This is a genomic window from Pseudomonas sp. Soil_N_39, assembly GCF_057655955.1.
Window position 1 is genome coordinate 149,572 of the sequence record NZ_JBDGLI010000006.1, and the last position, 25,047, is coordinate 174,618.

At 60.5% G+C, this 25,047-nt stretch carries 25 protein-coding genes; 8 read left to right on the plus strand and 17 right to left on the minus strand.

Translation table 11 applies throughout. From position 1 onward, the window contains the following. Positions 1 to 39: 39 nt before the first annotated feature. Positions 40 to 594 (plus strand): hypothetical protein, encoded by a 555-nt coding sequence (locus tag AC3A5O_RS11465; protein WP_122566824.1) that lies wholly within the window; start codon positions 40 to 42, stop codon positions 592 to 594. 291 nt (positions 595 to 885) lie between these two features. Further along, positions 886 to 1,305, plus strand: coding sequence for a GNAT family N-acetyltransferase (locus tag AC3A5O_RS11470; protein WP_305470044.1), 420 nt, complete (start codon positions 886 to 888; stop codon positions 1,303 to 1,305). A gap of 122 nt (positions 1,306 to 1,427) precedes the next feature. On the opposite strand, the gene def is transcribed toward AC3A5O_RS11470, so the two are convergent. The 3 genes from def to AC3A5O_RS11485 all read right to left on the minus strand — a co-directional run bounded on the left by def (position 1,428) and on the right by AC3A5O_RS11485 (position 3,281). Continuing rightward, a complete protein-coding gene (gene def / locus AC3A5O_RS11475) occupies positions 1,428 to 1,967 on the minus strand; it encodes a peptide deformylase (protein ID WP_122566826.1) in 540 nt (179 codons plus the stop codon). Next, entirely contained in the window at positions 1,964 to 2,914 is a 951-nt protein-coding gene (locus tag AC3A5O_RS11480; RefSeq protein ID WP_122566827.1) for a YihY/virulence factor BrkB family protein, read from the minus strand. Before AC3A5O_RS11480 ends, def begins: the two co-directional genes overlap by 4 nt. 175 nt (positions 2,915 to 3,089) lie before the next feature. Then, positions 3,090 to 3,281, minus strand: coding sequence for a CsbD family protein (locus tag AC3A5O_RS11485; RefSeq protein ID WP_305482891.1), 192 nt, complete (start codon positions 3,279 to 3,281; stop codon positions 3,090 to 3,092). Positions 3,282 to 3,475: 194 nt separating this feature from the next. Here AC3A5O_RS11485 and AC3A5O_RS11490 point away from each other — a divergent pair, with 194 nt between their 5' ends. Beyond that, on the plus strand, positions 3,476 to 3,853 hold the full coding sequence (locus tag AC3A5O_RS11490) for a hypothetical protein (RefSeq protein WP_122566828.1): 378 nt from the start codon (positions 3,476 to 3,478) through the stop codon (positions 3,851 to 3,853). Positions 3,854 to 4,082: 229 nt separating this feature from the next. Here AC3A5O_RS11490 and fadD1 read toward each other — a convergent pair whose 3' ends face one another. Together fadD1 and fadD2 are read right to left on the minus strand one after the other, a co-directional pair. Further along, positions 4,083 to 5,774 carry a long-chain-fatty-acid--CoA ligase FadD1 gene (gene fadD1 / locus AC3A5O_RS11495; protein ID WP_305470038.1) on the minus strand — a complete coding sequence of 564 codons (1,692 nt, stop codon included), beginning with the start codon at positions 5,772 to 5,774 and terminating at the stop codon, positions 4,083 to 4,085. Positions 5,775 to 6,141: 367 nt separating this feature from the next. Further along, entirely contained in the window at positions 6,142 to 7,830 is a 1,689-nt protein-coding gene (fadD2, locus tag AC3A5O_RS11500) for a long-chain-fatty-acid--CoA ligase FadD2 (protein ID WP_122566830.1), read from the minus strand. A gap of 215 nt (positions 7,831 to 8,045) precedes the next feature. Between fadD2 and AC3A5O_RS11505 the strand changes: the two genes are divergently transcribed. Together AC3A5O_RS11505 and AC3A5O_RS11510 are read left to right on the plus strand one after the other, a co-directional pair. Beyond that, positions 8,046 to 8,990 (plus strand): alpha/beta hydrolase, encoded by a 945-nt coding sequence (locus AC3A5O_RS11505; protein WP_122566831.1) that lies wholly within the window; start codon positions 8,046 to 8,048, stop codon positions 8,988 to 8,990. A 40-nt stretch (positions 8,991 to 9,030) separates the two neighbouring features. Continuing rightward, positions 9,031 to 9,501 (plus strand): MaoC family dehydratase, encoded by a 471-nt coding sequence (locus tag AC3A5O_RS11510; RefSeq protein ID WP_122566832.1) that lies wholly within the window; start codon positions 9,031 to 9,033, stop codon positions 9,499 to 9,501. Positions 9,502 to 9,630: 129 nt separating this feature from the next. On the opposite strand, the gene AC3A5O_RS11515 is transcribed toward AC3A5O_RS11510, so the two are convergent. The 4 genes from AC3A5O_RS11515 to AC3A5O_RS11530 form a co-directional block, all read right to left on the minus strand. Next, on the minus strand, positions 9,631 to 10,494 hold the full coding sequence (locus AC3A5O_RS11515) for an efflux RND transporter periplasmic adaptor subunit (protein WP_122566833.1): 864 nt from the start codon (positions 10,492 to 10,494) through the stop codon (positions 9,631 to 9,633). Positions 10,495 to 10,503: 9 nt separating this feature from the next. Beyond that, on the minus strand, positions 10,504 to 10,710 hold the full coding sequence (locus AC3A5O_RS11520) for a DUF1656 domain-containing protein (RefSeq protein ID WP_122566834.1): 207 nt from the start codon (positions 10,708 to 10,710) through the stop codon (positions 10,504 to 10,506). Then, positions 10,697 to 12,697: an FUSC family protein gene (locus AC3A5O_RS11525; RefSeq protein WP_122566835.1), complete on the minus strand. Its 2,001-nt coding sequence runs from the start codon at positions 12,695 to 12,697 to the stop codon at positions 10,697 to 10,699. Before AC3A5O_RS11525 ends, AC3A5O_RS11520 begins: the two co-directional genes overlap by 14 nt. A 374-nt stretch (positions 12,698 to 13,071) precedes the next feature. Beyond that, positions 13,072 to 13,539, minus strand: a complete 468-nt coding sequence (locus AC3A5O_RS11530) for a PA2169 family four-helix-bundle protein (protein WP_122566836.1) — start codon at positions 13,537 to 13,539, stop codon at positions 13,072 to 13,074. A gap of 206 nt (positions 13,540 to 13,745) precedes the next feature. On the opposite strand from AC3A5O_RS11530, the gene AC3A5O_RS11535 reads away from it, so the two are divergent. Both AC3A5O_RS11535 and AC3A5O_RS11540 read left to right on the plus strand, forming a co-directional pair. After that, positions 13,746 to 13,982 carry a DUF3820 family protein gene (locus AC3A5O_RS11535; RefSeq protein ID WP_053119117.1) on the plus strand — a complete coding sequence of 79 codons (237 nt, stop codon included), beginning with the start codon at positions 13,746 to 13,748 and terminating at the stop codon, positions 13,980 to 13,982. 16 nt (positions 13,983 to 13,998) lie between these two features. Further along, complete coding sequence (locus AC3A5O_RS11540) at positions 13,999 to 15,186, plus strand: aminotransferase class V-fold PLP-dependent enzyme (RefSeq protein WP_305491817.1); 1,188 nt, start codon at positions 13,999 to 14,001, stop codon at positions 15,184 to 15,186. 135 nt (positions 15,187 to 15,321) lie between these two features. On the opposite strand, the gene AC3A5O_RS11545 is transcribed toward AC3A5O_RS11540, so the two are convergent. Genes AC3A5O_RS11545 through zwf form a run of 3 tightly spaced genes read right to left on the minus strand, consistent with a single transcriptional unit; the run spans position 15,322 to position 18,174 of the window. Next, the gene (locus tag AC3A5O_RS11545; protein WP_487753196.1) at positions 15,322 to 15,987 is read right to left on the minus strand and encodes a bifunctional 4-hydroxy-2-oxoglutarate aldolase/2-dehydro-3-deoxy-phosphogluconate aldolase; all 666 of its coding nucleotides are present in this window, start codon (positions 15,985 to 15,987) and stop codon (positions 15,322 to 15,324) included. Positions 15,988 to 16,004: 17 nt separating this feature from the next. Continuing rightward, positions 16,005 to 16,718, minus strand: coding sequence for a 6-phosphogluconolactonase (pgl, locus tag AC3A5O_RS11550; protein WP_122566840.1), 714 nt, complete (start codon positions 16,716 to 16,718; stop codon positions 16,005 to 16,007). Next, on the minus strand, positions 16,705 to 18,174 hold the full coding sequence (gene zwf, locus AC3A5O_RS11555; RefSeq protein ID WP_092203908.1) for a glucose-6-phosphate dehydrogenase: 1,470 nt from the start codon (positions 18,172 to 18,174) through the stop codon (positions 16,705 to 16,707). Before zwf ends, pgl begins: the two co-directional genes overlap by 14 nt. A 196-nt stretch (positions 18,175 to 18,370) precedes the next feature. Here zwf and AC3A5O_RS11560 point away from each other — a divergent pair, with 196 nt between their 5' ends. Then, positions 18,371 to 19,231: a MurR/RpiR family transcriptional regulator gene (locus AC3A5O_RS11560; RefSeq protein WP_170842276.1), complete on the plus strand. Its 861-nt coding sequence runs from the start codon at positions 18,371 to 18,373 to the stop codon at positions 19,229 to 19,231. 139 nt (positions 19,232 to 19,370) lie between these two features. Here the strand turns inward: AC3A5O_RS11560 and AC3A5O_RS11565 are convergent, their stop codons facing one another. From AC3A5O_RS11565 to AC3A5O_RS11585, 5 genes are all read right to left on the minus strand, one after another. Continuing rightward, positions 19,371 to 20,225: a D-hexose-6-phosphate mutarotase gene (locus tag AC3A5O_RS11565; RefSeq protein WP_122566841.1), complete on the minus strand. Its 855-nt coding sequence runs from the start codon at positions 20,223 to 20,225 to the stop codon at positions 19,371 to 19,373. A gap of 265 nt (positions 20,226 to 20,490) precedes the next feature. After that, entirely contained in the window at positions 20,491 to 21,837 is a 1,347-nt protein-coding gene (locus tag AC3A5O_RS11570; protein ID WP_122566842.1) for a carbohydrate porin, read from the minus strand. Positions 21,838 to 22,061: 224 nt separating this feature from the next. Next, entirely contained in the window at positions 22,062 to 23,222 is a 1,161-nt protein-coding gene (locus tag AC3A5O_RS11575) for an ABC transporter ATP-binding protein (protein WP_122566843.1), read from the minus strand. A 2-nt stretch (positions 23,223 to 23,224) separates the two neighbouring features. Further along, positions 23,225 to 24,070 (minus strand): carbohydrate ABC transporter permease, encoded by an 846-nt coding sequence (locus tag AC3A5O_RS11580; RefSeq protein WP_053182577.1) that lies wholly within the window; start codon positions 24,068 to 24,070, stop codon positions 23,225 to 23,227. Continuing rightward, on the minus strand, positions 24,063 to 24,971 hold the full coding sequence (locus tag AC3A5O_RS11585; protein WP_003198535.1) for a carbohydrate ABC transporter permease: 909 nt from the start codon (positions 24,969 to 24,971) through the stop codon (positions 24,063 to 24,065). Before AC3A5O_RS11585 ends, AC3A5O_RS11580 begins: the two co-directional genes overlap by 8 nt. Positions 24,972 to 25,047: the final 76 nt, after the last annotated feature.

Here is a 25,047-nt window from a genome sequence, read left to right on the forward strand (position 1 = left end):
TCCTGCCCATCCCTCAGCCATTACCTACAGGTGTTCATCATGTTGGTCAGTGCCAAACAGCAAGCGATGGTCTTGCCACTCAAACGCCCGGGCGAGGATCCCACCGCCGAAGCCGCCAGCGGCCTGCAAAGCGCCGCGTTGCAGGCGTTGCGCGATAACGTCCAGGCCCAGGCCAGCCAAGGCAGTGCCCAGGTCCAGGATTCCTTCACCCGACAAGCCACGCAGCAGGTCAACGCTGCCACCGCCATCAGCGACAAGGTGGATGAGGCGTTCGCCAAGACGCGCGTGCACTTGCAGACGGTCGCCTCGACAGCGTCCGAAGAGGCCAAGAACATTGGCAGTTCCGCATTGGCGCAATTCAAGGACTACATGAGCAAGACGCCTGAAGAGCGCCTGCGCGACAGCATTCTCGAAGAGATGGGCATTACAGAGGAGGAGTTCGAGGCAATGCCGCCCGAGAAGCAGATGGCGGTCAGCCAAGAGATTGCCCAACGCATGCAGGACAAGTCAGCGATGGCACAAGTGGAAAAGGCCCAGGAGAGTCGCACGGACGACAACGCCTCGGCCACGGACATGTTTCTCGCCTCGCTTTGAGCCTCGGCACATCACGAAGCGTTTGAGCTGGGGTGACCACCCCAGCTCAAACCGGAGGCCCGCCGAGGCGTTACCGGCTCAATGACCGAACAGGTTCACCTTCTTGGTTTTTTTGTCGGCGCGCTTTTCATCGGCAGTCTTCGCCGGTTTTTTCTTTGCCGCTTTTTTTGAATCCATGCCTTTGGCCATGATACGTACTCCAGTCATACGGGATGTGAAGTCAGGTATACACCTATCGCCGCACTCGCGTTCTTTTATAATCGCCCTCCTCTCATCGCCCACGATCCTGCCATGCCTGAAATCCATTACGCCGCGCTCGAAGCATCGCTTTGGCCGCTGATGAACAAGTTCTATCGCGCCCACCAATCCTCGATGAAAGCCGTGCGTGACGCGCAGCTTTGGGTGGCGCGGCGCGATGAGATCGTCGCCGCCCTGTGCCTGCGGCCGGTGTCGGGCGGGCATTGGTTGACGGGGTTGTTCGTCGACCCGGCGTACCGCGTACAGGGCGTTGCAGCGCGGTTGATCGCCGAGGCGGTGAAAGACGTGGACGAGCCTGTGTGGCTGTTCTGCCACCCGGACTTGCGTGGTTTTTATGAGCGGCGCGGTTTCAGCTTCAATCCTGAACTGCCCTATGCGATGGCTGAGCGTCTGAGCCGGTATGCGCGTAGCAAGCCGATGATTGCGATGGGGTTGGTGCCCACAAAACCCTGAGATCAACGCAGCCCACTGTGGGAGCGAGCTTGCTCGCGATTGCGGTGTGTCAGCCACATGGATGCAATTGACCTGACGCCATCGCGAGCAAGCTCGCTCCCACAGGGTTTGGTGGTGGGGTGTCAATCGTCTGCAGTCGGATCCAGATCGGGAAACATCACCTCGGTAAACCCGAACTTACTGAAATCCGTGATGCGCGACGGGTACAAGCGCCCGATCAGGTGATCGCATTCATGCTGCACCACCCGCGCATGAAAGCCCGACGCATAACGCACGATCGGCTCGCCCTTGGGATCGAAGCCTTCGTAGCGGATGTGCTGGTAGCGCTCGACCGCACCGCGCAGGCCCGGCACCGACAGGCAACCTTCGAAGCCCTCTTCCATCTGCGGGCCCAGGGGGGTGATCAGCGGGTTGATCAGGATGGTCTGGGGCACAGCCTCGGCGTCGGGGTAACGCTCGCTGTGCTCGAAGCCGAAGATCACCAGTTGCAGGTCGACACCGATCTGCGGCGCCGCCAGACCGACACCGCCAACGCTTTCCATGGTCTGGAACATGTCGTCGATCAATTGCCACAACTCTGGGCTGTCGAACATTTCGACGGGCACCGGCGGGGCGATGCGCAGCAGGCGTTCATCGCCCATTTTCAGGATGTCACGGATCATGGTCGGGCTTCGTCAGGGTGGGTGAGAGGAATGGAATGGTCGCGGCCCAGGCCCGACACGTGCTGTTTTTCGTGCTCGCCCGGGCTCTTTTCGCCGGGGTCCTTGCCCTCGGTGGACATGTGCTCGATCACCGCATTCATCTCCGCGCCGAGCAACAGCACTGCCGCAGAAATATAGAAATACAGCAACAACACGATGATCGCGCCGATGCTGCCATACATGGCGTTGTAGTTGGCAAAGGTCTTGACGTAAAACGCGAAGCCCAGGGAGGCGATGATCCAGACCACCACCGCCAGCACCGACCCCGGCGTGATGAAGCGAAACTCCTGCTTGACGTCGGGCATCACGTAATAGATCAGCGCCACGGCGACCATCAGCAAGATCACGATCACCGGCCAGCGCACGATCGTCCAGAGCGTGACGATGAACTCTTCCAAGCCGACCTGGGCCGCAATCCAGCCCATTACCTGCGGCCCGAGCACCATCAGCGCCGCAGCGGCCAGCAGCATGCCGGCGATGCCGACGGTGTAGAAGATCGACAGCGGAAAGCGCTTCCAGGCCGGACGACCTTCCACGACGTCGTAGGCGGCGTTCATCGCGCTCATCATCAGCCGCACGCCCGCCGAAGCGGTCCACAAGGCAATGACGATACCTACCGACAACAAGCCGCCCTTGGATTGCTGGAGTTGGTCGATCACCGGGTTGACCTGCTCCAGGGCCTGGGGCGGCAGCACCAGTTCCGATTGCAGGCGCAGCCAGGAGAAGAAGTCCGGCAGGTGCAGGAAGCCGATCAACGCGATCAGAAAGAGAATGAACGGAAACAGCGAAAACAGCATCTGGTAGGCCAATGCCGAGGCGTAGGTCGACATCTCGTCGTCGAGAAACTCGGTCACGGTGCGCATCATCACACGATGCAAGGGCAAGCCTTTCAAGGCCGGGAACATCATGTGCGTCTCCTTTCGCCGCAAAAAAGGAAGGTCGCCTGGCGACTCACGGGGTTGCTATCCAAGACAAAAGTAACCTGTTTGGCGACTTTGGAACAATTTCCCCCGTGCAAGTTCGAGCCGACATGAAAACGGCCACCCACGGATGGCCGTTCCAATCGCTTTTTCAACAGGCCGGTTATGCCTCGTCAACGCCTTTCCTGACTGCATCCTTGGCCTTGCCCACGGTTTGCTGGGCCTCACCTTTTTTCTCCTGTACCACGCCCTCGGCGCGCATGCGGTCATTGTCGGTGGCCTTGCCAACGCCTTGCTTGATGTTGCCGACGGCTTCGTTGGCAACGCCCTTCACTTTATCGCTCGTGCTACCCATGACGTCTCTCCTGTGAACAACTGTACGAAAAGTCATTACATAAGGGTTGACCGAGGCTATTTGCGGGGAGTTTCATTTTTCAGCAGCGCATTTCATCGTCAGATGCAGGTTGCGCTTTATGTTTGCCGATCCACCCCCGAGAATGCCCCACGTATTCAGGCTGCGGCCTGAAGCTCCAATCTCGTAGGAACGTTATGAAACTCGATAAAAAGCAGGCCATCGCCCGCAGAAACCAGGAACTGGGCGGCGCCGTACTGGGCGTCAACAACTGCCACTTCAGCGAATTGAACCGCAACCGCAATATCTTCTGGTTCGATATTCCGGTGGCGCGCCTGGCCATCGGTCAGTACGAATGGATCCACCTGCTGCTGCACACGCCGACCACCGATGAGCTGCTGCACCTGAAGGTGCCGACCGTGTTCCTGCGGGAAAAAATGGAAGGCCTGGAAGTGCGCAACCAGGGCAAACGCAAGGCAGCCCTGAGCCTGGAATTGAGCGCTGACAAGGACTCCTATCTTCAGGACATGCGCCCGGGTGGCACCAATCTGGATTTTGCGCAGTTCAGGTTGTAACCCGACTCCCGAGGACAAAAGCGCTCTCTGTGGCGAGGGGATTTATCCCCGCTGGGTTGCGCAGCAACCCCCTGCATCCTGTCTGACACATCGCTGTGGCTGATGAGTCTTGGGGTTGCTACGCAACCCAGCGGGGATAAATCCCCTCGCCACACAAACTACCTCGCCACAAAGATTTTTCGCGCAATAAAAAACCCCGCATCGACGGGGCTTTTTATTGGCTGCGATCTTACTTTTTCAAACCCAGCTTCCTGAGTTCTTCATCCCGCAATTCGCGCCGCAAAATCTTGCCGACGTTGGTGGTCGGCAAGGCATCGCGGAATTCCACGGCCTTGGGCACCTTGTAGCCGGTGACGTTGGCACGCATGTGTTCCATCACCTGTTCCTTGGTCAAGGTGACACCCGGCCGCGCGACGATGAAGATCTTGATCGCCTCGCCAGACTTCTCGTCCGGTATGCCGATGGCCGCGCATTGCAGCACGCCCGGCAGGGTGGCCAGCACATCTTCCAGCTCGTTGGGGTACACGTTGAAACCGGAGATCAGGATCATGTCCTTCTTGCGATCAACGATGCGCATGTAACCGTCCGGCTGGATCAGCGCGATGTCACCGGTCTTGAGCCAACCTTCGCTGTCGAGGATCTCGTCGGTGGCTTCCTGGCGCTGCCAGTAGCCCTTCATCACCTGCGGACCTTTCACGCACAACTCGCCGATTTCGCCCAAGGGCTGTTCGACGCCCGCATCATTGATCACCTTGCACAGCGTCGACGGCACTGGAATGCCGATGGTACCGACCTGAATTTTCTGGATCGGGTTGACGGTGGCCACCGGGCTGGTTTCGGTCATGCCATAACCTTCGCAGATCGGGCAGCCGGTCACCGCTTTCCAACGCTCGGCCGCAGCCAGTTGCAGGGCCATGCCGCCAGACAGGGTGACTTTCAGCGCCGAGAAGTCCAGCTTGCGGAAGGCTTCGTTGTTGCACAGGGCCACGAACAGCGTATTGAGGCCGACGAAACCGCTGAACTTCCACTTCGACAGTTCCTTGACCATCGCCGAAAGATCGCGCGGGTTGCTGATCAGGATGTTGTGGTTGCCGATCAGCATCATCGCCATGCAATGAAAGGTGAAGGCATAGATGTGGTACAGCGGCAGCGGCGTGATCAGCACCTCACAACCCTCATTGAGGTTGGAGCCCATCAGCGCCTTGCACTGCAGCATGTTCGCCACCAGGTTGCGGTGGCTGAGCATCGCGCCCTTGGCCACGCCGGTGGTGCCGCCGGTGTATTGCAGCACGGCCACATCGTCGCTGGTGGGGTTGGCTTCGTTCACTGGCTGGCCGTGGCCTTTGCTCAGCACGTCGTTGAACTTGACGGCCTTGGGCAAGTGATAGGCCGGCACCATCTTCTTGACGTACTTGATCACGCTGTTGATCAACAGGCGCTTGAGCGGTGGCAGCAGGTCGGCGACTTCGGTGACGATGACATGCTTGACGCCCGTCTTCGGCACCACGGTTTCGGCCAGATGCGCCATGTTCGCCAGGCACACCAGCGCCTTGGCACCGGAGTCGTTGAACTGGTGCTCCATTTCCCGCGCGGTGTACAACGGGTTGGTGTTGACCACGATCAGCCCGGCACGGATCGCACCGAACACGGCCACCGGGTACTGGAGAACGTTGGGCAACTGCACGGCGATTCGATCGCCCGGCTGCAAATCGGTATGCTGTTGCAGGTACGCGGCAAACGCTCCGGACAACTCGTAGAGCTCACCGTAGGTGATCGTCTTGCCGAGGTTGCTGAACGCCGGCTTGTTGGCAAAGCGTTGGCAGGACTGCTTCAACACCGCCTGAATATTCGGATACTCGTCTGGATTGATGTCGGCAGCAATCCCAGCTGGGTACTTATCCTTCCAAAAGTCTTCGATCATGGAAGCCCACTCCTCAGCAACGCGAATTCTCACCGCATTTGATGCGATTATTATTGGTGTGTGTTTATTGGTGAATCTGGCTTGAATCAAGGCCGAGAAGTCACAAAAGCGCGCCGAGAGTAGCAGCTTTGCCGAGGGTCGCCTAGAGCCAAAAACAACCCCCACAGTCATAAACATGACTCATGAATATTCAATGGTCATTTTTAGAGTAAAAATTCAAAATCCCACTGAAACGCTCTGAATACACAAGAAACTGTGGGAGCGAGCTTGCTCGCGATGGCGGTGTATCAGCCAACATCTCTGTGACTGACCTACCGCTATCGCGAGCAAGCTCGCTCCCACAGGGTTTCTAGGGTCTTCTCTAACCTCAGGCGATCTCCCGCAGCTCCCGCCGCAGGATCTTGCCCACCGGTGTCATCGGCAACGAGTCCCGCAGCACGATGTGCTTGGGAATCTTGTAGCCGGTGAAGTTCTCCTTGCAGTAGGCCTTGAGTTCTTCAAGGCTGACCCCGCTTTCCCGGGCCACCACGAACAACTTCACCGCCTCTCCTGAACGCTCGTCCGGCACGCCGATCACCGCGCAGTTGGCCACCTTGGGATGGGCCATCACCACGTCTTCGATCTCGTTGGGGTACACATTGAAACCCGAGACGATGATCATGTCCTTCTTGCGGTCGACGATGCGCACGAACCCATCCGGGTCGATCACCGCAATATCACCGGACTTGAACCAGCCCTCGCTGTCCAGCACTTCAGCCGTGGCCTCAGGCTTGTTCCAGTAGCCTTTCATGATCTGCGGGCCCTTGATGCACAGCTCGCCGCGCTCGCCCAAGGGCTGCTCGACGCCCTCGTCGTCGATCACTTTCATCAGCGTGCCCGGCACCGGCATCCCCACCGTGCCCAGCCGGGATTTGCCGCCATAAGGATTGGCGCTCGCCACCGGCGAGGTTTCGGTCAGGCCATACCCCTCGGTAATGCCGCAACCGGTGATCTGCTCCCAGCGTTCAGCCGTGGCCTTGATCAACGCGGTGCCGCCGGAATTGGTGACCTTGAGGTGGGAAAAATCCAGGGTCTTGAAATCCGGGTGGTCCATCAACGCCACGAACAGCGTGTTGAGCCCCAGCAGCAACGAGAAACGCCAGTTCTTCAGTTCCTTGATGAAACCGCCGATGTCCCGCGGATTGGTGATCAGTACGTTGTGGTTGCCAGTCACCATCATGCACATGCAGTTCGCCGTGAATGCATAGATATGGTACAGCGGCAGTGGCGCGATCATGACCTCCTGGCCTTCGCGCAGCAATGGATGGCCGTCATCGCCGAGCTGCCCCAGGCAGGCTCGGGCCTGTTGCATGTTGGCCACCAGGTTGCCGTGGGTCAGCATCGCGCCCTTCGCCAGCCCGGTGGTGCCGCCGGTGTATTGCAACACGGCAATGTCGTCAAGGCTGACTTTCAGTGGCTTGATGCCCTGGCCACGTCCCAGGCGCAAGGCGCTTTTGAAGGAAATGGCCTGGGGCAGCGAATAGGCCGGGACCATTTTCTTGACCTTGCTCACCATCGTGTTGACCAGCCAACCCTTGGCGGTGGGCATCAGGTCGCCCATCTTCGCTTCGATCAAATACTGCAGGTCCGTATCGGGCAACACCTCCTGGACTTTCTGCCCGAACATGTTCAGGTACACCAGCGCCCGGGCACCGGAGTCCTTGAACTGATGGCGCATTTCCCGCGCGGTGTACAACGGGTTGGTGTTGACCACGACCAGCCCGGCGCGCAAGGCACCGAACACGGCGATCGGGTACTGCAGGACGTTGGGCATCTGCACCGCGATACGATCACCCGGCGCCAAGTCGGTATGGGTTTGCAGGTAACCGGCGAAGGCTGCGCTGTAGCGCTCGAGTTCGGCATAGGTGAGGGTCACTCCCATGTTGCTGAACGCCGGGCGGTCGGCGAATTTCTTGCAGGAACGCTCGAACACCTCGATCACCGACTTGTAGGCCCCGAGGTCGACATCCAGGGGCACGCCGGCCGGGCGTTTGTCATTCCAGAAATCAGGCTGCATTGTTTTTGTCCTCTTTACCTGAGCATATCCGGGCCGCGTCTGTATCGCTTGCAGAGGCGGAGCTCCTGGGACACTAGCAGCTATGGCCAATCAGGCAAATATGGCAACCTGCGTCATAGATTGTGTGAATCTTCCTGCCTTGGCTCAGGCGAGACGCAACGGATGCGCTATACAATGCAGCGACGCTGCACATGCCCCTGTGTAAAGGAATCGCCATGATCCACCAAACGTTCTGGCTGACCGCGACCGACCACAGCCGCCTGTTCGTCAACCAATGGCTGCCCGACACCGCCCCGTTGGCGGTGGTCATGCTGGCCCACGGCATGGCCGAACACAGCGGCCGCTACGCGCGCCTGGCCCAGGCGCTGTGCGACGAAGGCTACGGTGTCTACGCACTGGACCTGCGCGGCCATGGCAAGACCGGCGAGGAGGCGATTCTCGGCCACTTCGCCGACGAGGATGGCTGGGCCAAGGTCGTGGGCGACCTGGCCAGCCTCAATCACCACATCGTCCAGCAACATCCTGATACACCCATTCTGCTGCTGGGCCACAGCATGGGCAGCTACATCGCCCAAGGTTACCTGCTGCATCACAGCGCCAGCCTGCACGGGGCGATACTCAGCGGTTCGAACTTTCAGCCGCTGACGCTCTACCGCAGCGCTCGCCTGATCGCCCGCTTCGAACGTCGGCGCCAGGGTGCGACGGGGCGCAGTGCCTTGATCGAGTGGCTGTCGTTCGGCAGTTTCAACAAGAAATTCAAACCCACGCGTACCCCTTTCGACTGGCTCAGTCGCGATCCGGCCGAAGTCGACAAATATGTCCACGACCCGCTGTGCGGCTTTCGCTGCACCAATCAACTGTGGGTCGACCTGCTCGGCGGCTTGCAGCAAATCAGCAAAGCGTCCAATCTCGCCCAGATCGATCCGGGCCTGCCCTTGCTGGTCATCGGCGGCGAATGTGATCCGGTGAGCGAAGGCAAGCGTCTGAAGGATCTGGCCGACGCCCTGCGCGACGCCGGCAGCCAACACCTGCAATTGACGATCTACCCGCAGGCCCGGCACGAATTGTTCAATGAAACCAACCGCGATGAAGTGACCGCCGACATGTTGGCCTGGATTGCCCAGGCCTTGAACCACAAGCGGCCGCCACGCAGCGAGTAGGCTTGCAGCGTTTTCCTTTACTCCACAGGATCTGAAACAGATGACCCAGGTTACCAACACCCCTTACGAAGCCCTCGAAATCGGCCAGACCGCCAGCTACAGCAAGACCGTCGAGGAACGCGACATCCAGCTGTTCGCGGCAATGTCGGGCGATCACAACCCGGTGCACCTGGACGCCGAATTCGCCGCGGCGAGCATGTTCAAGGAACGCATCGCCCACGGCATGTTCAGCGGGGCGCTGATCAGCGCGGCGGTGGCGTGCGAGTTGCCTGGGCCGGGCACCATCTATCTCGGCCAGCAGATGAGCTTCCAGAAGCCGGTGAAAATCGGCGACACCTTGACCGTACGCCTGGAAATCCTGGAAAAACTGCCGAAGTTTCGCGTGCGTATTGCTACGCGGGTGTTCAACCAACGCGACGAACTGGTGGTGGACGGCGAAGCCGAGATCCTCGCCCCGCGCAAGCAGCAGACCGTGACGTTGCCGACGCTGCCGGCGATCACTGTCGGTTGATTACCACCCTCTAAAGCGAATGACCTGTGGCGAGCCACTGTGTGGGAGCAAAGCTTGCTCGCGATGCAGGCGCCTCGGTTCCCTGAGAGACCGAGTCATCTTCATCGCGGGCAAGCCTTGCTCCCACATTTATGGTTGGTCTTCACGCACCTGCACACTCGCCGTCATCCCGGCGCTCAGGTTTACCCCCTCCGGCACCTTGTCCAACTTGATCCGCACCGGGATCCGCTGGGCCAGGCGCACCCAGTTGAAGGTCGGCTCCACCTCCGCCAGCAACTGCGCATCGGGGTTGGTGTTGCGGTCGGTAATGCCGCGGCTGATGCTTTCCACGTGCCCCTCCAGGGCATGGCCGGCGCTCATCAGCCAGACCTTGACCGGATCGCCCACACGAATCCTGGGCAATTTGGTTTCTTCGAAATAGGCCTGCACATAGAAGGTCGAGTCGTCGATCAGCGCCATCACCGGCTGCCCGGCATTCACGTAGTTGCCTTCGGCCAGGCGCAGGTTGGTGATATGGCCGCTGCGCGGGGCCAGGACCTGGCTGCGGGCCAGGTTGAGCTCGGCGACCTTGGCCTCGGCCTGGGCTTCGCGCAGTTCGCCGCGGGCGATGCCGGCGTTGATCTGGGCGTTTTCCCGCAGTTCGGCACTGATGGCCTGGGGCCCCAGGGCGGCGCGGCGACTGGCTTCGTGTTCGCGCAGGCTCAGTTGCTGCTGGCGTGTCTGGACCACGGCCCGGGCCTTCTCCACCGCCGCCTCGAAACGCTCGCGGTCGATGCTCAGCAATAGATCGCCGGCCTTGACCTGCTGGTTATCCACCGCCTTGAGCTCGCGCACCCAACCCGACACATCGGGGGCGATCACCACCACGTCGGCGCGGATCCGCGCATCACGGGTCCAGGGCGTGAGCATGTAGTACTGCCACAGGTGAAAGCCGGCGAAGATCGCCACAGCCACCATGCACAGCGTGACGACGACACGTACGGAAGTACGCATGTTCAACTCCTATAGCGGCCCGAGGGCCACGGTAATAACAGTCAGGACACAGACATACAGGGCGCAGTCGAACAAGGCTTCATGCCAGATCCAGCGCCCGGCCGGCACCAGGCTGAGCAACAGGCGCAGCGCGCCGGTCACCAGCAATGCCAGCACCACATAAATCAGGAACGGGCTGAGCAACACCCCGCCAATCGACCACTCACGCAAGCCCATGGCTGTGCTCCCGTCGTTCAGGTTCGTGCTGGCGGCACCAGGCGCGCCAGCTGTTTTGCAATTGCACCACCGCGCCCTGGGCCAGCTTCAGTGCATCGCCGGGCGGCTGGGTCGACAACACGTTCAGGAACTCGGCGCTCGCCGGGGCCAGCGCATCGGCCTGGTCGCCGGCAGGACCGCGTTCGAGCACCTGCTCCAGCGCTTCGAAATAACGTCGCTGTGCCCGGGTATCGGGCACTTGGGCGACGGCCAGGCTCAGGCGCAAATGCAACAGCTCATCGCCAATGTCCAGGCCCAGCAAGCCATCATCCCAACGGCTACGCGCCTGCACCGGCAGTTCAGGGTAATGCCTGGCCAGTTGCAGCAGCCGGTCGGCCATGCGCCCGCCGAACCAGCTCTCGGCACCCTGCAGGCGGCGATGGGTCAGGCGCACCAGGTCGTGAAGGGTCGCGGCCAGCAGGCGGCGGCTGTGCCAGGCCGGGTTGCGCAAAATCAGCAGATTGAAGGCCAGCACCGCCGCGCCCACGCCAATCATCATGGCCTGGGCGTTGTTGAAGAACGCCGCGACGTCGTACTTCATGGTGTTGAGTGGCGATATCAGCACCACGAAATGCAGGCAGAACGACGTCGCCGTGGCGAAGATCTGCGGCTTGGCCATGCCCAATGCCCCGAAAAACAACGGCACCCCCATGGCCAGGCACAGCATCGCGAAACTGCTCCATTGCGGTAGCACGAGCTCGCCGATCACGAACGCCGTCGGCACGGCCAAAAAGATGCCCCGCAGAAAACTCATGCCGATCTGCGCGCCGTTTTCACGACTGGCAAACAAGCTGCACACCACGCACGTCAGTAGCATCGCGCCCGATGCGGCGGGCCAGGCGGTTGCCAGCCAGAAACAGGCAACTACCAGGAACGCCAGGGCACTGCGTGCGCCGAAGACTATCGCCAGGGACAGATCACGATGAGGCGCCAGGGTTCGCGGTGGATCCGCGGCCTCCCTGCCCTCCTGTACCGCCGTCAAGGCTGCGCAGGCGGCCAGGGCGGTATCGAGCAACAGAGCGAAACGCGCCAGGCAATAACTTTGCGCCGCGCTGAACTGCGGGTCGTGGGACGCATCCCATACCCGGGGACGCAAGGCTTGCAGGGTCGCACTGTCGGCGTCGAGGGCTTGTTGCACCTCGTTCATCCACGGCTGGAGGGCCTGAGCCTCTTCAGGGTCGAGCTGTTTCCACTGCCGACGCACCGAGCGCGAAAGACGCAGCAACATCAGCAATTTCTGGCTCAAGCCGCTGATGGCCCTGGCCCGCTGTCGACCACGGCTGCCTTCGAACCAGGCATGTTCGCGCTGGGCATCCACCGCGACAATCCTGCCCAGGATTTCCAGCAACCCTTTACGGGCCTGGGCATCGCCCGCCAGGGTCGCACGGGCAGCCTGCATGCCGCTTTGCCAGGCAGCCAGGGCCTGCCCGGCCAATTGCCGCTCGACCCGCAACGGCCAAAGCAAGGCACTGGCTGCCGTGGCGCAGACGATGCCCAGGCTGATCTCGGTGCAGCGTGCCACCGCTTGATCAAACACCCCCAGCGGATGGGAAAGGGCCGGCAGGGCAATGATCGCCACCGTGTAGCCGGCCAACACGAATGAATACGACCAGGCACTGCGCAACAGCGTCGAACAGGCCGTGCACAGGCCCAGCCAGAGCGCCAGGGCCAGCAGGAACAACCAGGGCGCCTGGGCAAACAGGCCCATGAACACCACCGACATGACGGTGCCCACCAACGTGCCGACCAATCGCGCCAACCCCTTCTGCACCACCATCCCGGACAGTGGCTGGGCGACGATGATCGCCGTCATCAACGCCCATGACGGCTGCTCCAACCCCCAGCGCAACGCCAGCCACAACGCCAGCCCGGCGCCAAGCACGGTCTTGATGGCGAACTGCAGAGCGAGGCGATCAGGGGCGAACAAGGCCTGGAAGGTAATGGGCACGCGAAAAACTCTTTGGGGGATGCCAGTAACAATAGATGCAATGCGAGGGGATAGGCGATGCAATTATTAGCTAGCTACCTATTAGAGTCCAGAGGTGATTATTGATGGATTTAACAAACACTGTTTCCGTCTGGCGCTGAGTTGAAATGCCTCGACCCGACCTTGTGGCGAGGGGATCTATCCCCGCTGGGCTGCACAGCAGCCCCAGTCCCATCTGTATTACTGCGTCGTGTCAGCCCGGATATAGGGGTTGCTTCGCAATCCAGCGGGGATAAATCCCCTCGCCACAACAGTGCTCACCTTAAATTTGAGTCGCCCCCACAAAAAACGCCAGGCAAGCTGGCGTTTTTTTCGGCGGTGTTGGCTGCGTCTTTTTAACTCTGGGCACGTGCCTGGTTACGCAGCGCCTTGACCTGGTCATGGTTGCGTTGCACACCGTGGTACTGGCGCTCAACCAGGTCACGAATGCCGACCAGATTATGCTTGCTGATTTTTTCCAGCGCTTCCTTATAGGCCTTGAGCGCATGGTCTTCACCGCGCTCGGCTTCGTTGAGCACCGCTTCTTCGTCCTTACCGGTGAACATGGCTTTCACGTCCACCCAGCGACGGTGCATGTCACCGGCGACGCTGGTGGAAGTTTCCGGATCACCACCGAGGGCGCGAACCGCAGCTTGCAGTTCAGCCGCAGCGGCTGCGCAATCGGCGGCACGCTGGACGAACAGCGACTTGAGTTCCGGATGCTTGATGTCTTCAGCGCAGGTCTTGAACCCTTCCTGGCCATCCTTGCTGGTCTCGATCAGGTCGTTCAAGACGGAGATGGATTCTTTGTTGATGTCAGTCATTTTTCAGTTCCTTTGCGGGTGAATAGAAAACCTGCAAGGGATATTGCATCGGCCATGCCAGCCATCAACTCCAATAAAATTATTTAAAAATCAATTGCTTAACAAACCCACTGAAATCTGTATCCGCGCTATTTGCATGATCTGTCATTTGGCCTGCATGCAGAATGCCTGTATTTTCGAGACAGGTTTGAATCAAGACGATTGCCATGAATCCGGAAAAGCTCGAATTGCTCGTCACGCGTCAAATGCCCTTCGGTAAATACAAGGGCCGAATCCTCGCCGACCTGCCGGGTCAATACCTGAACTGGTTCGCCCGTGAGGGCTTTCCCAAGGGTGAACTGGGCGGTTTGCTGGCGTTGATGCAGGAAATCGACCACAACGGTTTGTCCGACCTGCTGGACCCGCTGCGCGCCAAACATGGCCTGCCCAAACCTCGCCATTGACTGACTGAGACCCGCCATGCCCGAAAACACGCTGCGTGCCCACGACGAGGCTTTCTGGAAAACCTTTGTCGACCGCTACGACATCGATCCCGCCGGGCCACTCAATCTGGAAAACGGCTACTTCGGACGCATGTCCCGCACCGTGGTGGAGGAATACCAGCGAAACATCGAATTCATCAACCGCGGCAACTCCGTGTACGTGCGCCAGCAGTTCGACCAGGAACACGGCGAAGCCATTCGGCGACAGGTGGCCCAACTGATCCACGCCTCCCCCCAGAGCGTGACGTTGGCCAACAGCGCGGTGGATGCCCTGCAAACCTTGATTCGCAACTACAACGGCCTCAAGCCGGGCGATCAAGTGCTGATCTGTGACGTGGAATATGCCTCGGTCAAAAGCGCGATGCGCTGGCTGGCCCGCCGGCGTGGCGTGGAAGTGATCGAAATCGTCCACCAGCACCCCGCCAGTTTCGAAAGCCTGGTGGGCACTTATCGCGAAGCGTTCATTCGCTACCCTCGTCTCAAGCTGATGGCGCTGACCTACGTCAACCACCTCACCGGGCTGGTGATGCCGGTCCAGGCCATTGCCGAGAACGCCCGGGAGTTTGCCGTCGATATCATCCTCGACGGTGCCCACGCCCTGGGCCAGATCGATTTCGACCTGAAGAAACTCGGGATCGAATTTGCCGGGTTCAACCTGCAGAAGTGGATCGGTGGCCCCCTCTCCCAGGGCTTCCTGTACATCGCCCCGCAGCGGTTGGCCGACATCGACCCGGACATGGACGAAGACAGCTACCCCGCCACCGACGTCCGCTCGCGCACGCCCCATAGCACGCCGAACATCCCGGCCTTGCTCACCCTGCCCCTGGTCTTCGAAGAACACCGCAGCCTGGGCGGCGCCTTGGCCAAAGGCGCGCGCCTGTGTTACCTGCGCGACCTGTGGGTGAAGGCCGTGCGCGATGTGCCGGGCATCGAAGTGATGACCCCGGATGACCGGCGTCTCTATTGCGGCATCACGGCGATGCGCTTCACCGCTCACGCCGATCAACAGGCGATGGCCGATCGACTGCTCACTGAGCATGGAATCTTCACGGTGGTGCGCCATACCAGCGTCGGGCCGTGCATCCGCATTACCCCTGGGTTGATTACCTTGGCGAGTGATATCGAGCGGTTGACCCAGGCGCTGATTACACTAAGCCGTACCTAGATCCCTGTGGCGAGGGAGCTTGCTCCCTCGCCACAGGAAATCTGTGCCGGCGTAAAAGTCCAGGCAAAAAAAAACGGTGCGCCGACCAAGCGCACCGTAAAACCGTAGAACACCCAACGAGGTTCGGTAAAACAATCAGTCCAGCAGCGCCAAGGCCTCGGCGGTGCATTCCTGAATGCGGACCCAGTCGCCGTTCTTGATCCACTCCGGATCAAGCATCCAGCTTCCGCCCACGCACATCACGTTTTTCAACGCCATGTAGCTCTTGATGTTGGCTGGGCTCACGCCGCCGGTCGGGCAGAATTTCACTTCGCCGAACGGGCCGCCCAAGGCCTTGATGGCCGCGACACCGCCGCTGACTTCGGCCGGGAACAGTTTGAAGCGGCGATAGCCCAGGCCGTAGCCTTCCATGATGCCCGAGGCGTTGCTGATGCCTGGCAGCAACGGGATAGAGCTATAGACGCTGGCTTCGAGCAGGTCGCGGGTGATGCCCGGGGTGACGATGAACTGCGAACCGGCTGCCTCGGCGGCGTCCAGCATGTGGCGGTCGAGCACCGTGCCGGCGCCGGTCACCAATTCCGGACGCTGCTCGCGCAGAATCTGGATGGCCTTGAGACCGTATTGGGAACGCAACGTCACTTCCAGCGCCGTCAGGCCACCGGCGGCCAGGGCATCGGCCAGCGGCAGGATGTCCTGTTCGCGGGCGATGGTGATCACCGGCAGGATCCGCGCCTTGGCGCAGAGGCTGTCGATCAGGGCAACTTTGTCCGCCATGGAAACGGTCGGGGATGGGTTTGTCATAGCGGCTGATCCTTGGTTCATGGGCACCAGTAAATCTCTAACGTAGGTTGCAAAAACGCGCGGATCGGCATTTCGGCGACATCGTCACCCGCCACCGCGGCGTTCAGGGTGGTCAATTTCGACTGACCGGAAATCGACAGCACTTTGTGTTGCGCCGAGGCCAGCAAGGCGCGACTCATGGTCAAGCGCTGGTGCGGCACGGTCGGCGCCAGCATCGGCCAGCAACGACGAGTGCCGTTGGCGTCCAGGGCTTGGGCCAGGTTCGGACTGTCCGGGAACAGCGAGGCGGTGTGCCCGTCATCGCCCATGCCCAATACCAGTACGTCGATGGGCGGCAGTTCGGCCAGCAAGCGATCGGCCTGCTCGGCAGCCGCTTCCAGGTGCGCGCTGGCGCTGTAGAGGCTCAGGAACTGGGCCTTGGCCGCGGCGCCCTGCAACAGATAACGCTTGAGCAAACCGGCGTTGCTGTCGGCGTGTTCAACCGGTACCCAGCGCTCGTCGGCCAGGCTGACCACCACCTTGGACCAGTCCAGCGCCTGCTTGGCCAGGTGCTGGAAAAACGCCACCGGGCTGCGGCCACCGGAGACCACCAGGGTCGCCGTGCCGCGCGCATCGATCGCTTTGCGCAACTGCTCGGCCACGTTCAGCGCCAGGCCTTCGGCCAGCAGCACCGGGTTCTTGAATTCGTGGGCGCTGACGCCCTGCGGCAGTTTCACTTCAGATATCGCCATACCATGACCTCCCATCCCGCGTGATCAGTGCAATGGAGCTCATCGGCCCCCAGGACCCCGCCGCATACGGCTTGGGCGCATCGCCGGACTTTTTCCACCCGGCGATCAACTGGTCACACCACGTCCACGCGGCTTCAATTTCATCTTTACGGACAAACAGGTTCTGATTGCCGTTCATGACTTCCAGCAACAACCGCTCGTAGGCATCGGGAATCCGTGCGCTGCGATAGGTGTCGGAGAAGTTGAGTTGCAGCGGACCGCTGCGCAATTGCATGCCCTTGTCCAGGCCCTGCTCCTTGGTCATCACTCGCAGGGAAATCCCTTCGTCCGGTTGCAGGCGGATGATCAGCTTGTTGCTGATCTGCAAACGCTGCTCGGGCGCGAAGATGTAGTGGGACGGTTCCTTGAAGTGGATGACGATCTGCGACAGCTTCTGCGGCATGCGTTTGCCGGTACGCAGGTAAAACGGCACCCCGGCCCAACGCCAGTTGCGGATGTCAGCGCGCAGGGCGACGAACGTCTCGGTGTCGCTCTGGGTGTTGGAATTGGGTTCTTCGAGGTAGCCAGGCACCGACTTGCCCTCGCTGTGGCCGGCGATGTACTGGCCACGCACCACCTGGGTGGTCAAGCCTTCCGGGCTGATCGGTGCGAGGGCCTTGAGCACCTTGACCTTCTCGTCGCGGATACTGTCGGCGGACAAGTCGGCCGGAGGGTCCATGGCGATCAGGCACAGCAGCTGCAGCAGGTGGTTCTGGATCATGTCCCGCAGTTGGCCGGCCTTGTCGAAATAGCCCCAGCGGCCTTCGATACCGACTTTCTCGGCCACGGTGATTTCCACGTGGGAAATGTAGTTCTGGTTCCACTGGGTTTCGAACAGGCTGTTGGCGAACCGCAGCGCAATCAGGTTCTGGACCGTCTCTTTGCCCAGGTAATGGTCGATGCGATAGGTGCGGTTTTCCGGGAAGAACTGCGCCACGGCATCGTTGACCTTGCGCGACGACTCCAGGTCCGAGCCAATGGGCTTCTCCAGCACCACCCGGGTATTCTCGCTCAAGCCGACCTTCGCCAGGTTCTCGCAGATCGCCCCATACACCGCCGCCGGGGTGGCGAAATAGGCAATGACCTGCTGGGCCGAACCGGCCGCTTCGGCCAGGGCGACATAATCGTCGGCCTTGAGGAAATCCACGTGCAGGTAGGTCAAACGGGCCAGGAAACGCTCGAGTACGGCTTCGTCCAGGTCTTTTTCGCCGACATAACGGCGCAGCTCGGCGGCGATGAATGCCAGGTGCTGCTGCTCGCCGCCGGGCTCACGGGCCAACGCGATGATCCGCGTGTCCTCGTGCAGCAATTGGGCGCCATCGAGCTGGTACAGGGCAGGAAAGAGCTTGCGCAAGGCCAGATCGCCCAACGCGCCGAACAAGGCAAAGGTGCACGGTTCAACCGTAATCGAAGGCATGATGTTTGTTCTTTTATCAAGTTAAACTACAAATACCTTTTTTCAAGGTATCACTCAAGGAAAAATGTAGTAATAACCACAACATTTTTCGAAAATACCGATTCCGAGTGGTGGTCCGTCGGAGCCATCAGTAGGATAGGCCACCGCAAAGGGTCGTATCAAAGACCCGTCTTCCTAGGAATCTTGTATGGACCGCGTGCGAAACTTACTGGAACAGATCCAGAGTCGCCTTGAAGACCTGAACAAGGCCGAACGCAAGGTGGCCGAGATCATCCTGCTCAACCCGCAGCAGGCGACCCGCTTCAGCATCGCCGCCCTCGCCCAGGCGGCTTCGGTCAGCGAACCGACCGTCAACCGTTTCTGCCGCTCGTTCGGCGTCAGCGGTTACCCGGAACTCAAGCTGCAATTGGCCCAGAGCCTGGCCAGCGGCGCCGCTTATGTCAGCCGCGCAGTGGAAGCCGATGACAACCCGGAAGCCTATACCCGCAAGATCTTTGGCAGTGCCATTGCGTCATTGGACAGCGCCTGCCAGGCCCTTGATCCCAATTTGATCAGTCGCGCCGTGGACCTGCTGATCCAGGCCCGGCAGATCCACTTCTTCGGCCTCGGTGCTTCCGCCCCGGTGGCCCTGGATGCCCAGCACAAATTTTTCCGCTTCAACCTCGCGGTGACCGCTCACGCCGATGTGCTGATGCAGCGCATGATCGCGTCAGTGGCCCACACCGGCGAGCTGTTCGTGATCATTTCCTACACCGGCCGCACCCGCGAGCTGGTGGAAGTGGCGCGCATCGCCCGGGAAAACGGCGCGTCGGTACTGGGCCTGACCGCCGAAGGCTCGCCGCTGGCCAAGGCCAGTACCCTGAGCCTGAACATTCCCCTGCCCGAAGACACCGACATCTATATGCCGATGACCTCGCGGATCATCCAACTCACCGTTCTGGACGTGCTCGCCACCGGCATGACCCTGCGGCGGGGCGTGGACTTCCAGCCGCATTTGCGCAAGATCAAGGAAAGCCTGAATGCCAGCCGGTATCCGGTGGGGGATGAGTTCAACTGACTCGATCCAGAATCTTCAGTGCCTGATAGTCCGTCATCGCGAGCAAGCTCGCTCCCACACGGGATCTTTGGCGCTCACAAGCCCCCCGTGGGAGCGAGCTTGCTCGCGATGGGGCCAGCAGCAACACTCCAATCCCGAACTAAGCCCCCACCCACGCCTGCAAACTCAAATGCGCCCGCTCCCCCGGCGCCAGGCACAGACTGTCGGTGCCGCCACTGGCCGCTTCGACACAGACAAACTCACTGACCTCATCCCAACTCACCCCCAGCAATGGCCGGGCGCCGGGATGCCACACCACGGTGTCAGCACTGTCACCGGTGTCGATGCACAGCTCGCGCTGCCAGGCGTGATCCTTGAGCTGCAATTCACCCTCGTGCTGGAACACCCGCTGACAGCCACCCTCGACCCGCAACTCACCTTCCTGCTGGCAAACCTCACGGTTGAGCTGGTCGTAACCTTGCGCACCTTCGAGCCCAGACAGCGCTACCTCACCGACGTCACCGATGCGCCAATAGGCGTGCAAGGCCTGGCTCAACTGGCACGGCAGGCTGTCCTGGTGCTCGGTGCTCAAGCGCAGTTCCATGCGCTCACCCAGGTCGGCATGCAGGTCTACTTGCCAGTCGCACAATTGCAGTTGCCAGTGCAAATGCACACCTTCGTCGTCACTGCGGCTGTCGAGCAGTTTCCAATCGATCAACCGCGCCCAACCGTGGCACGGCCAGGCGTTTTCGCTGGGATGGCGGCCATACCACGGCCAGCACACCGGCACCCCGCCGCGTATCGCGCCGACGTGTGGCCATTTGGCCGCGCACCACAACCAGGGCTTCTGGCCGCGCGGCTGAAAGTGCAGCAACTGCGCGCCCTGGCGGCTGAACACCGCCTGGCACAACGGGTGATCGATCACCAACACATCGCGCTGCCGATAGCGCTCCCACGCGAACACCGGGCGTTCGCGCAAGGATCTGAAAAAGCGTTGTAGCGGATGCTCATGCATGGGCCGCGGTCCTGGAAATCATTGAGTTGCTCATCTGTTTGCAACGCTTGTTGTGGCAGGCGATTGAGCTGTGGGAGCAAAGCTTGCTCGCGATGAAAGCGCCTCGCTTCCCTGGGAGACCGCGTTGCCTTCATCGCGGGCAAGCCTTGCTCCCACAGGCCCCTCGCCACAGGTTTTGCGCCAGCCGAGCACTCCGCAAAAAAAAGCGGACAGCCTTGGCCGTCCGCAAATATGCGCACATAGAGAGGAGCTTATCGCAACAGCGTTAGAACACCGACTGAATTTTCAGGCCGGCCACCAACGCGTTGTCGACTTCATCCACGCCACCTGGATGGGTGATGTATTGCAGGTTGGGACGTACAGTCAGCCAGTTGGTCACGTGGAAACCGTAGTTGATCTCGTAGTTGTATTCGGTGCTGCGCAACGGCGTGAACAGCGGATCATCGTAGTCGCTGACACCATTGGCAACGTTGACCAGCTCGGCGTTTTTCTTCACATCTTCGTTGACATGGATCCGGGAGAAACCGATCCCGACATCATCTTTAGGACGCGCATCGAACGGCCCCTTGTACACGAACATCAGCGACTGGTAGTTGTCGACGATGTTGGTTTCCTTGTCGTGGAAGGTGGCGTTGGCCGCGATATTCAGACCGCGAGAAGCATCACCGTTGTGAGTGGTGAGCTGTTGTTGCGCGACAAACCAGTAGCCGTCCTTGCTGCTGTGGCTGCGATAGGCGTTGCGGGTGGTCGCGGCGTCGTTGCCATCGTCGTCCTCACGGACGTCATCGGCCTTGGCCGTGCTCTTGTAGTAACCGACACGGTACTCGCCCGGCAGGTTATTGATCTTGGGTGACCAGACCAACTCGACCGGAATGAGGGTACCCTTGGTGCCGCTGCCGCTGAGCTTGTAGCGGTTCTTGTTTTCCAGTTGCGAAGGGTTCTGGTTGTAGGCACCGATTTGCGCATAGAGCTCAGGCGTGATGTTGTATTTGACACGAATCGCCGCCTGCATGATCGGCCAGTTGTACCAGATACCGGTCGCCCAGTTACCCGCTTGTGAACCGCAGAACGCCAGGTTCTGGAACTCGCACGGGAAGGTGTTGAAGTCTTCGCCCTCACCGAAATAACCGGCTTTGACATCCAGTTTGCTGTCGAAGTATTTCTGCTTGATCCACAACTGGGTCAGACGCGTGGTTTGCCCACGACCCCAGACTTCCTGGGAAGAACTGAGGGTACCGGCACGTGGATCACCGATACGGTCGTTGGAGATGTTGCGACCGTCGCGGCGGGTGAACTGGATCTTGGCTTCGGTATCGCCCCAGCCCGCCAGTTTCTCCAGATCGAGCGCGACCCCAAGGCCAAACTGCTGAGACCAGCGCGCGGTCTTGTCATCGTTGTAGCCGCCGTGGAGGTTGGCACCCATCTCGCCGACAAAGTCAGCCTTGATATCGATACCTTGCTCGATCAGCTTGGTCCGCTCACCGCCCCAGTCGCCCGTCATCCACTGCGAATCGGCGCTGAACGCGTCGGCAGCGTGTGCGCTACCGGCCAGCATCATCGCCGCAACGGCTGACAACTGGCAGATAAGCTGGGCGTTGTTTTTCTTTTTCATCCCTACATCCTCGTCTTTATTTATTGTTATTAACTGTTTTTATCTAACGCGGTTTACAACGATTGCGGCGAATGTCCCCATCCACCGCATACTCCCTTGTGGGAGCGGGTTTGTGTGGGAGCTGTGCTTGCTCGCGATGAAAGCGCCTCGATCTTTCGAATGACTGCGTTATCGTTCATCGCGAGCAAGCTTTGCTCCCACAAGCCCGCTGCCACATTGATCCCTCATCGGCCCTTGAACTGCGCCACGTTGGCACCCCGGGCGTCAGCTTGCGGCTGGCCGGCCACGCCCAGGCGTTCGCCGGACTGGGCGTCGAACAGCAGCACTTTCGACGGATCGAATTGCAGCGTCAGGGTTTCCCCGGGCTGCGGTGCCACGTCCGGTGCCAGGCGGCAGCAGACCTTGGTGTCGTTGAGGTTGACGAATACCAGGGTGTCCGGCCCGGTAGGCTCGGTGACCTGGACTTCAGCACGAATGGTCGGCAGGCCATTAGGCTCGCTGCCGGCCAACGCGATCTGTTCCGGGCGCAGGCCGAGGATCACTTCGCGGTCTTCCAGGCCGGCGTCCTGCATGCCCAGCGGCAGCTCGCAACGGGCCTGGCCGCTGTCGAGCAGCGCCAGCAGGCGACCGTCCTTGCGTTGCAGGCGCAGCGGAATGAAGTTCATCGGCGGCGAACCGATGAAGCTCGCCACGAACAGGTTGGCCGGGTTGGTGTAGATGTCTTTCGGCGTGCCGAACTGCTGGATGATCCCGTCCTTCATCACCGCCACTTTGTCGCCCAGGGTCATGGCTTCGATCTGGTCGTGGGTCACGTAGACCGTGGTGGTCTTCAGGCGCTGGTGCATCAATTTCATTTCGGTACGCATCTCGACCCGCAGCTTGGCGTCGAGGTTGGACAGCGGTTCGTCGAACAGGTAAATCTTTGGCCGCCGTGCCAAGGCCCGGCCCATGGCCACGCGCTGTTGCTGGCCGCCGGAAAGCTGGCCGGGCTTGCGATTGAGCAGGTGCTCGATCTGCAGCAGCTTGGCCACGCGATTGACCTCTTCATCGATGTCCGACTGTTTCATCTTGCGGATTTTCAGGCCGAACTCGATGTTCTCGCGCACGCTCATGGTCGGGTACAGCGCGTAGGACTGGAACACCATGGCGATGTCGCGATCCTTCGGGCTCATGCCGCTGACATCCTGGTCACCGATCATGATCGCGCCGCCAGTGATGGTCTCAAGGCCCGCGATGCAGTTCATCAGCGTCGACTTGCCGCAGCCCGAAGGTCCGACGAGGATCAGGAACTCACCATCCTTGATCGACAACTCAATGTTCTTCAGGGTGTCCGGCAGGCCGGCACCATAGGTCTTGTTTACGTTGCGAAGTTCAAGCGTTGCCATGATTACCCCTTGACTGCGCCGGCCGTCAGGCCGCGCACGAAATACTTGCCTGCGACCACATAGACCAGCAGGGTCGGCAGCCCGGCGATCATCGCCGCCGCCATGTCCACGTTGTATTCCTTGGCCCCGGTACTGGTGTTGACCAAGTTGTTCAGCGCCACGGTGATGGGTTGCGAATCACCGCTGGAGAACACCACGCCGAACAGGAAGTCGTTCCAGATCTGCGTGAACTGCCAGATCAGGCAAACCATGATGATCGGGGTGGACATCGGCAGGATGATCCGCCGGAAAATGGTGAAGAAACCCGCACCGTCCAGTCGCGCCGCCTTCACCAGTGCATCGGGAATGCTCACGTAGTAGTTGCGGAAGAACAGCGTGGTGAACGCCAGGCCATAGACCACGTGCACGAACACCAGGCCCGTGGTGGTACTGGCCAGGCCCATCTTGCCGAGGGTGAACGAGGCCGGCAGCAGGACGGTCTGGAACGGCAGGAAGCAGCCGAACAGCAACAGGCCGAAGAACAACTGCGAACCGCGAAAGCGCCACATCGACAACACGTAGCCGTTCAAGGCACCGATGGCGGTGGAGATCAGCACCGCCGGGACGGTGATCTTGATCGAGTTCCAGAAGTAGCCGTCCACCGTGGCCCAGGCCTTGACCCAACCGATGCCGCTGACCACGGTCGGCCAGCTCAGCAGGTTGCCGGTGCTGATGTCTTCCGGTGTCTTGAAGCTGGTCAACAGCATGACCACCAACGGCACCAGGTAAAGCACTACGGCGAGGATCAGCACCGCGTAGATCGCGATGCGACTCAGGCTGATGGAAGGTTTGGCAGCGAGACTAGTCATGACGCTTGGTCCTCAGCTCGGAGTACAGGTAAGGCACGATGATCGCGAGAATCGCACCGAGCATCAGGATTGCACTGGCCGAGCCCATGCCCATCTGGCCGCGACTGAAGGTGAAGGAATACATGAACATCGCCGGCAGGTCGGAGGAATAACCCGGGCCACCGGCCGTCATCGCCGCCACCAGGTCGAAGCTCTTGATCGCGATGTGCGCCAGGATCATCACGGCGCTGAAGAACACCGGACGCAGGCTCGGCAGTACCACTTTCCAGTAGATGCGCGGCATGCTCGCGCCATCGATCTGCGCGGCACGGATGATCGATTGATCGACACCCCGCAGGCCGGCCAGGAACATCGCCATGATGAACCCCGAAGCCTGCCACACCGCCGCGATCACCAGGCAGTACACCACGCGGTCCGGGTCGATCAGCCAGTCCAGGCGGAAGCCCTCCCAACCCCAGTCACGCAACAATTTGTCCAGGCCCATGCCCGGGTTGAGCAACCATTTCCAGGCCGTACCGGTGACGATCATCGACAGCGCCATCGGGTACAGGTAAATGGTGCGGATAAAACCTTCGCGGCGAATGCGCTGGTCGAGAAACACCGCCAGCAGTACGCCGATCACCAGGGTGATACCAATGAACAGGCCGCCGAACAGCGCCAGGTTCTTGCTCGCCACCCACCAGCGGTCGTTGTCCATCAGCCGCGCATACTGCGCCAGGCCTGCCCACTTGTAGTTCGGCAGGAACGTCGAGGTGGTGAACGACAGGACGAACGTCCACAAGATATAGCCATAGAAGCCCACCAGTACGATGAACATGCTCGGCGCCAGCACCAGTTTCGGGAGCCAGCGCTGCAATGCATCGAACGGCGAGGCCTTGCTGAACACAGCAACAGAACTCATGGGAAGATCCAGTACAAGAGAAAAAGACTACAAAACATTCCCTGTGTGGGAGCGAGCTTGCGTGGGAGCTGAGCTT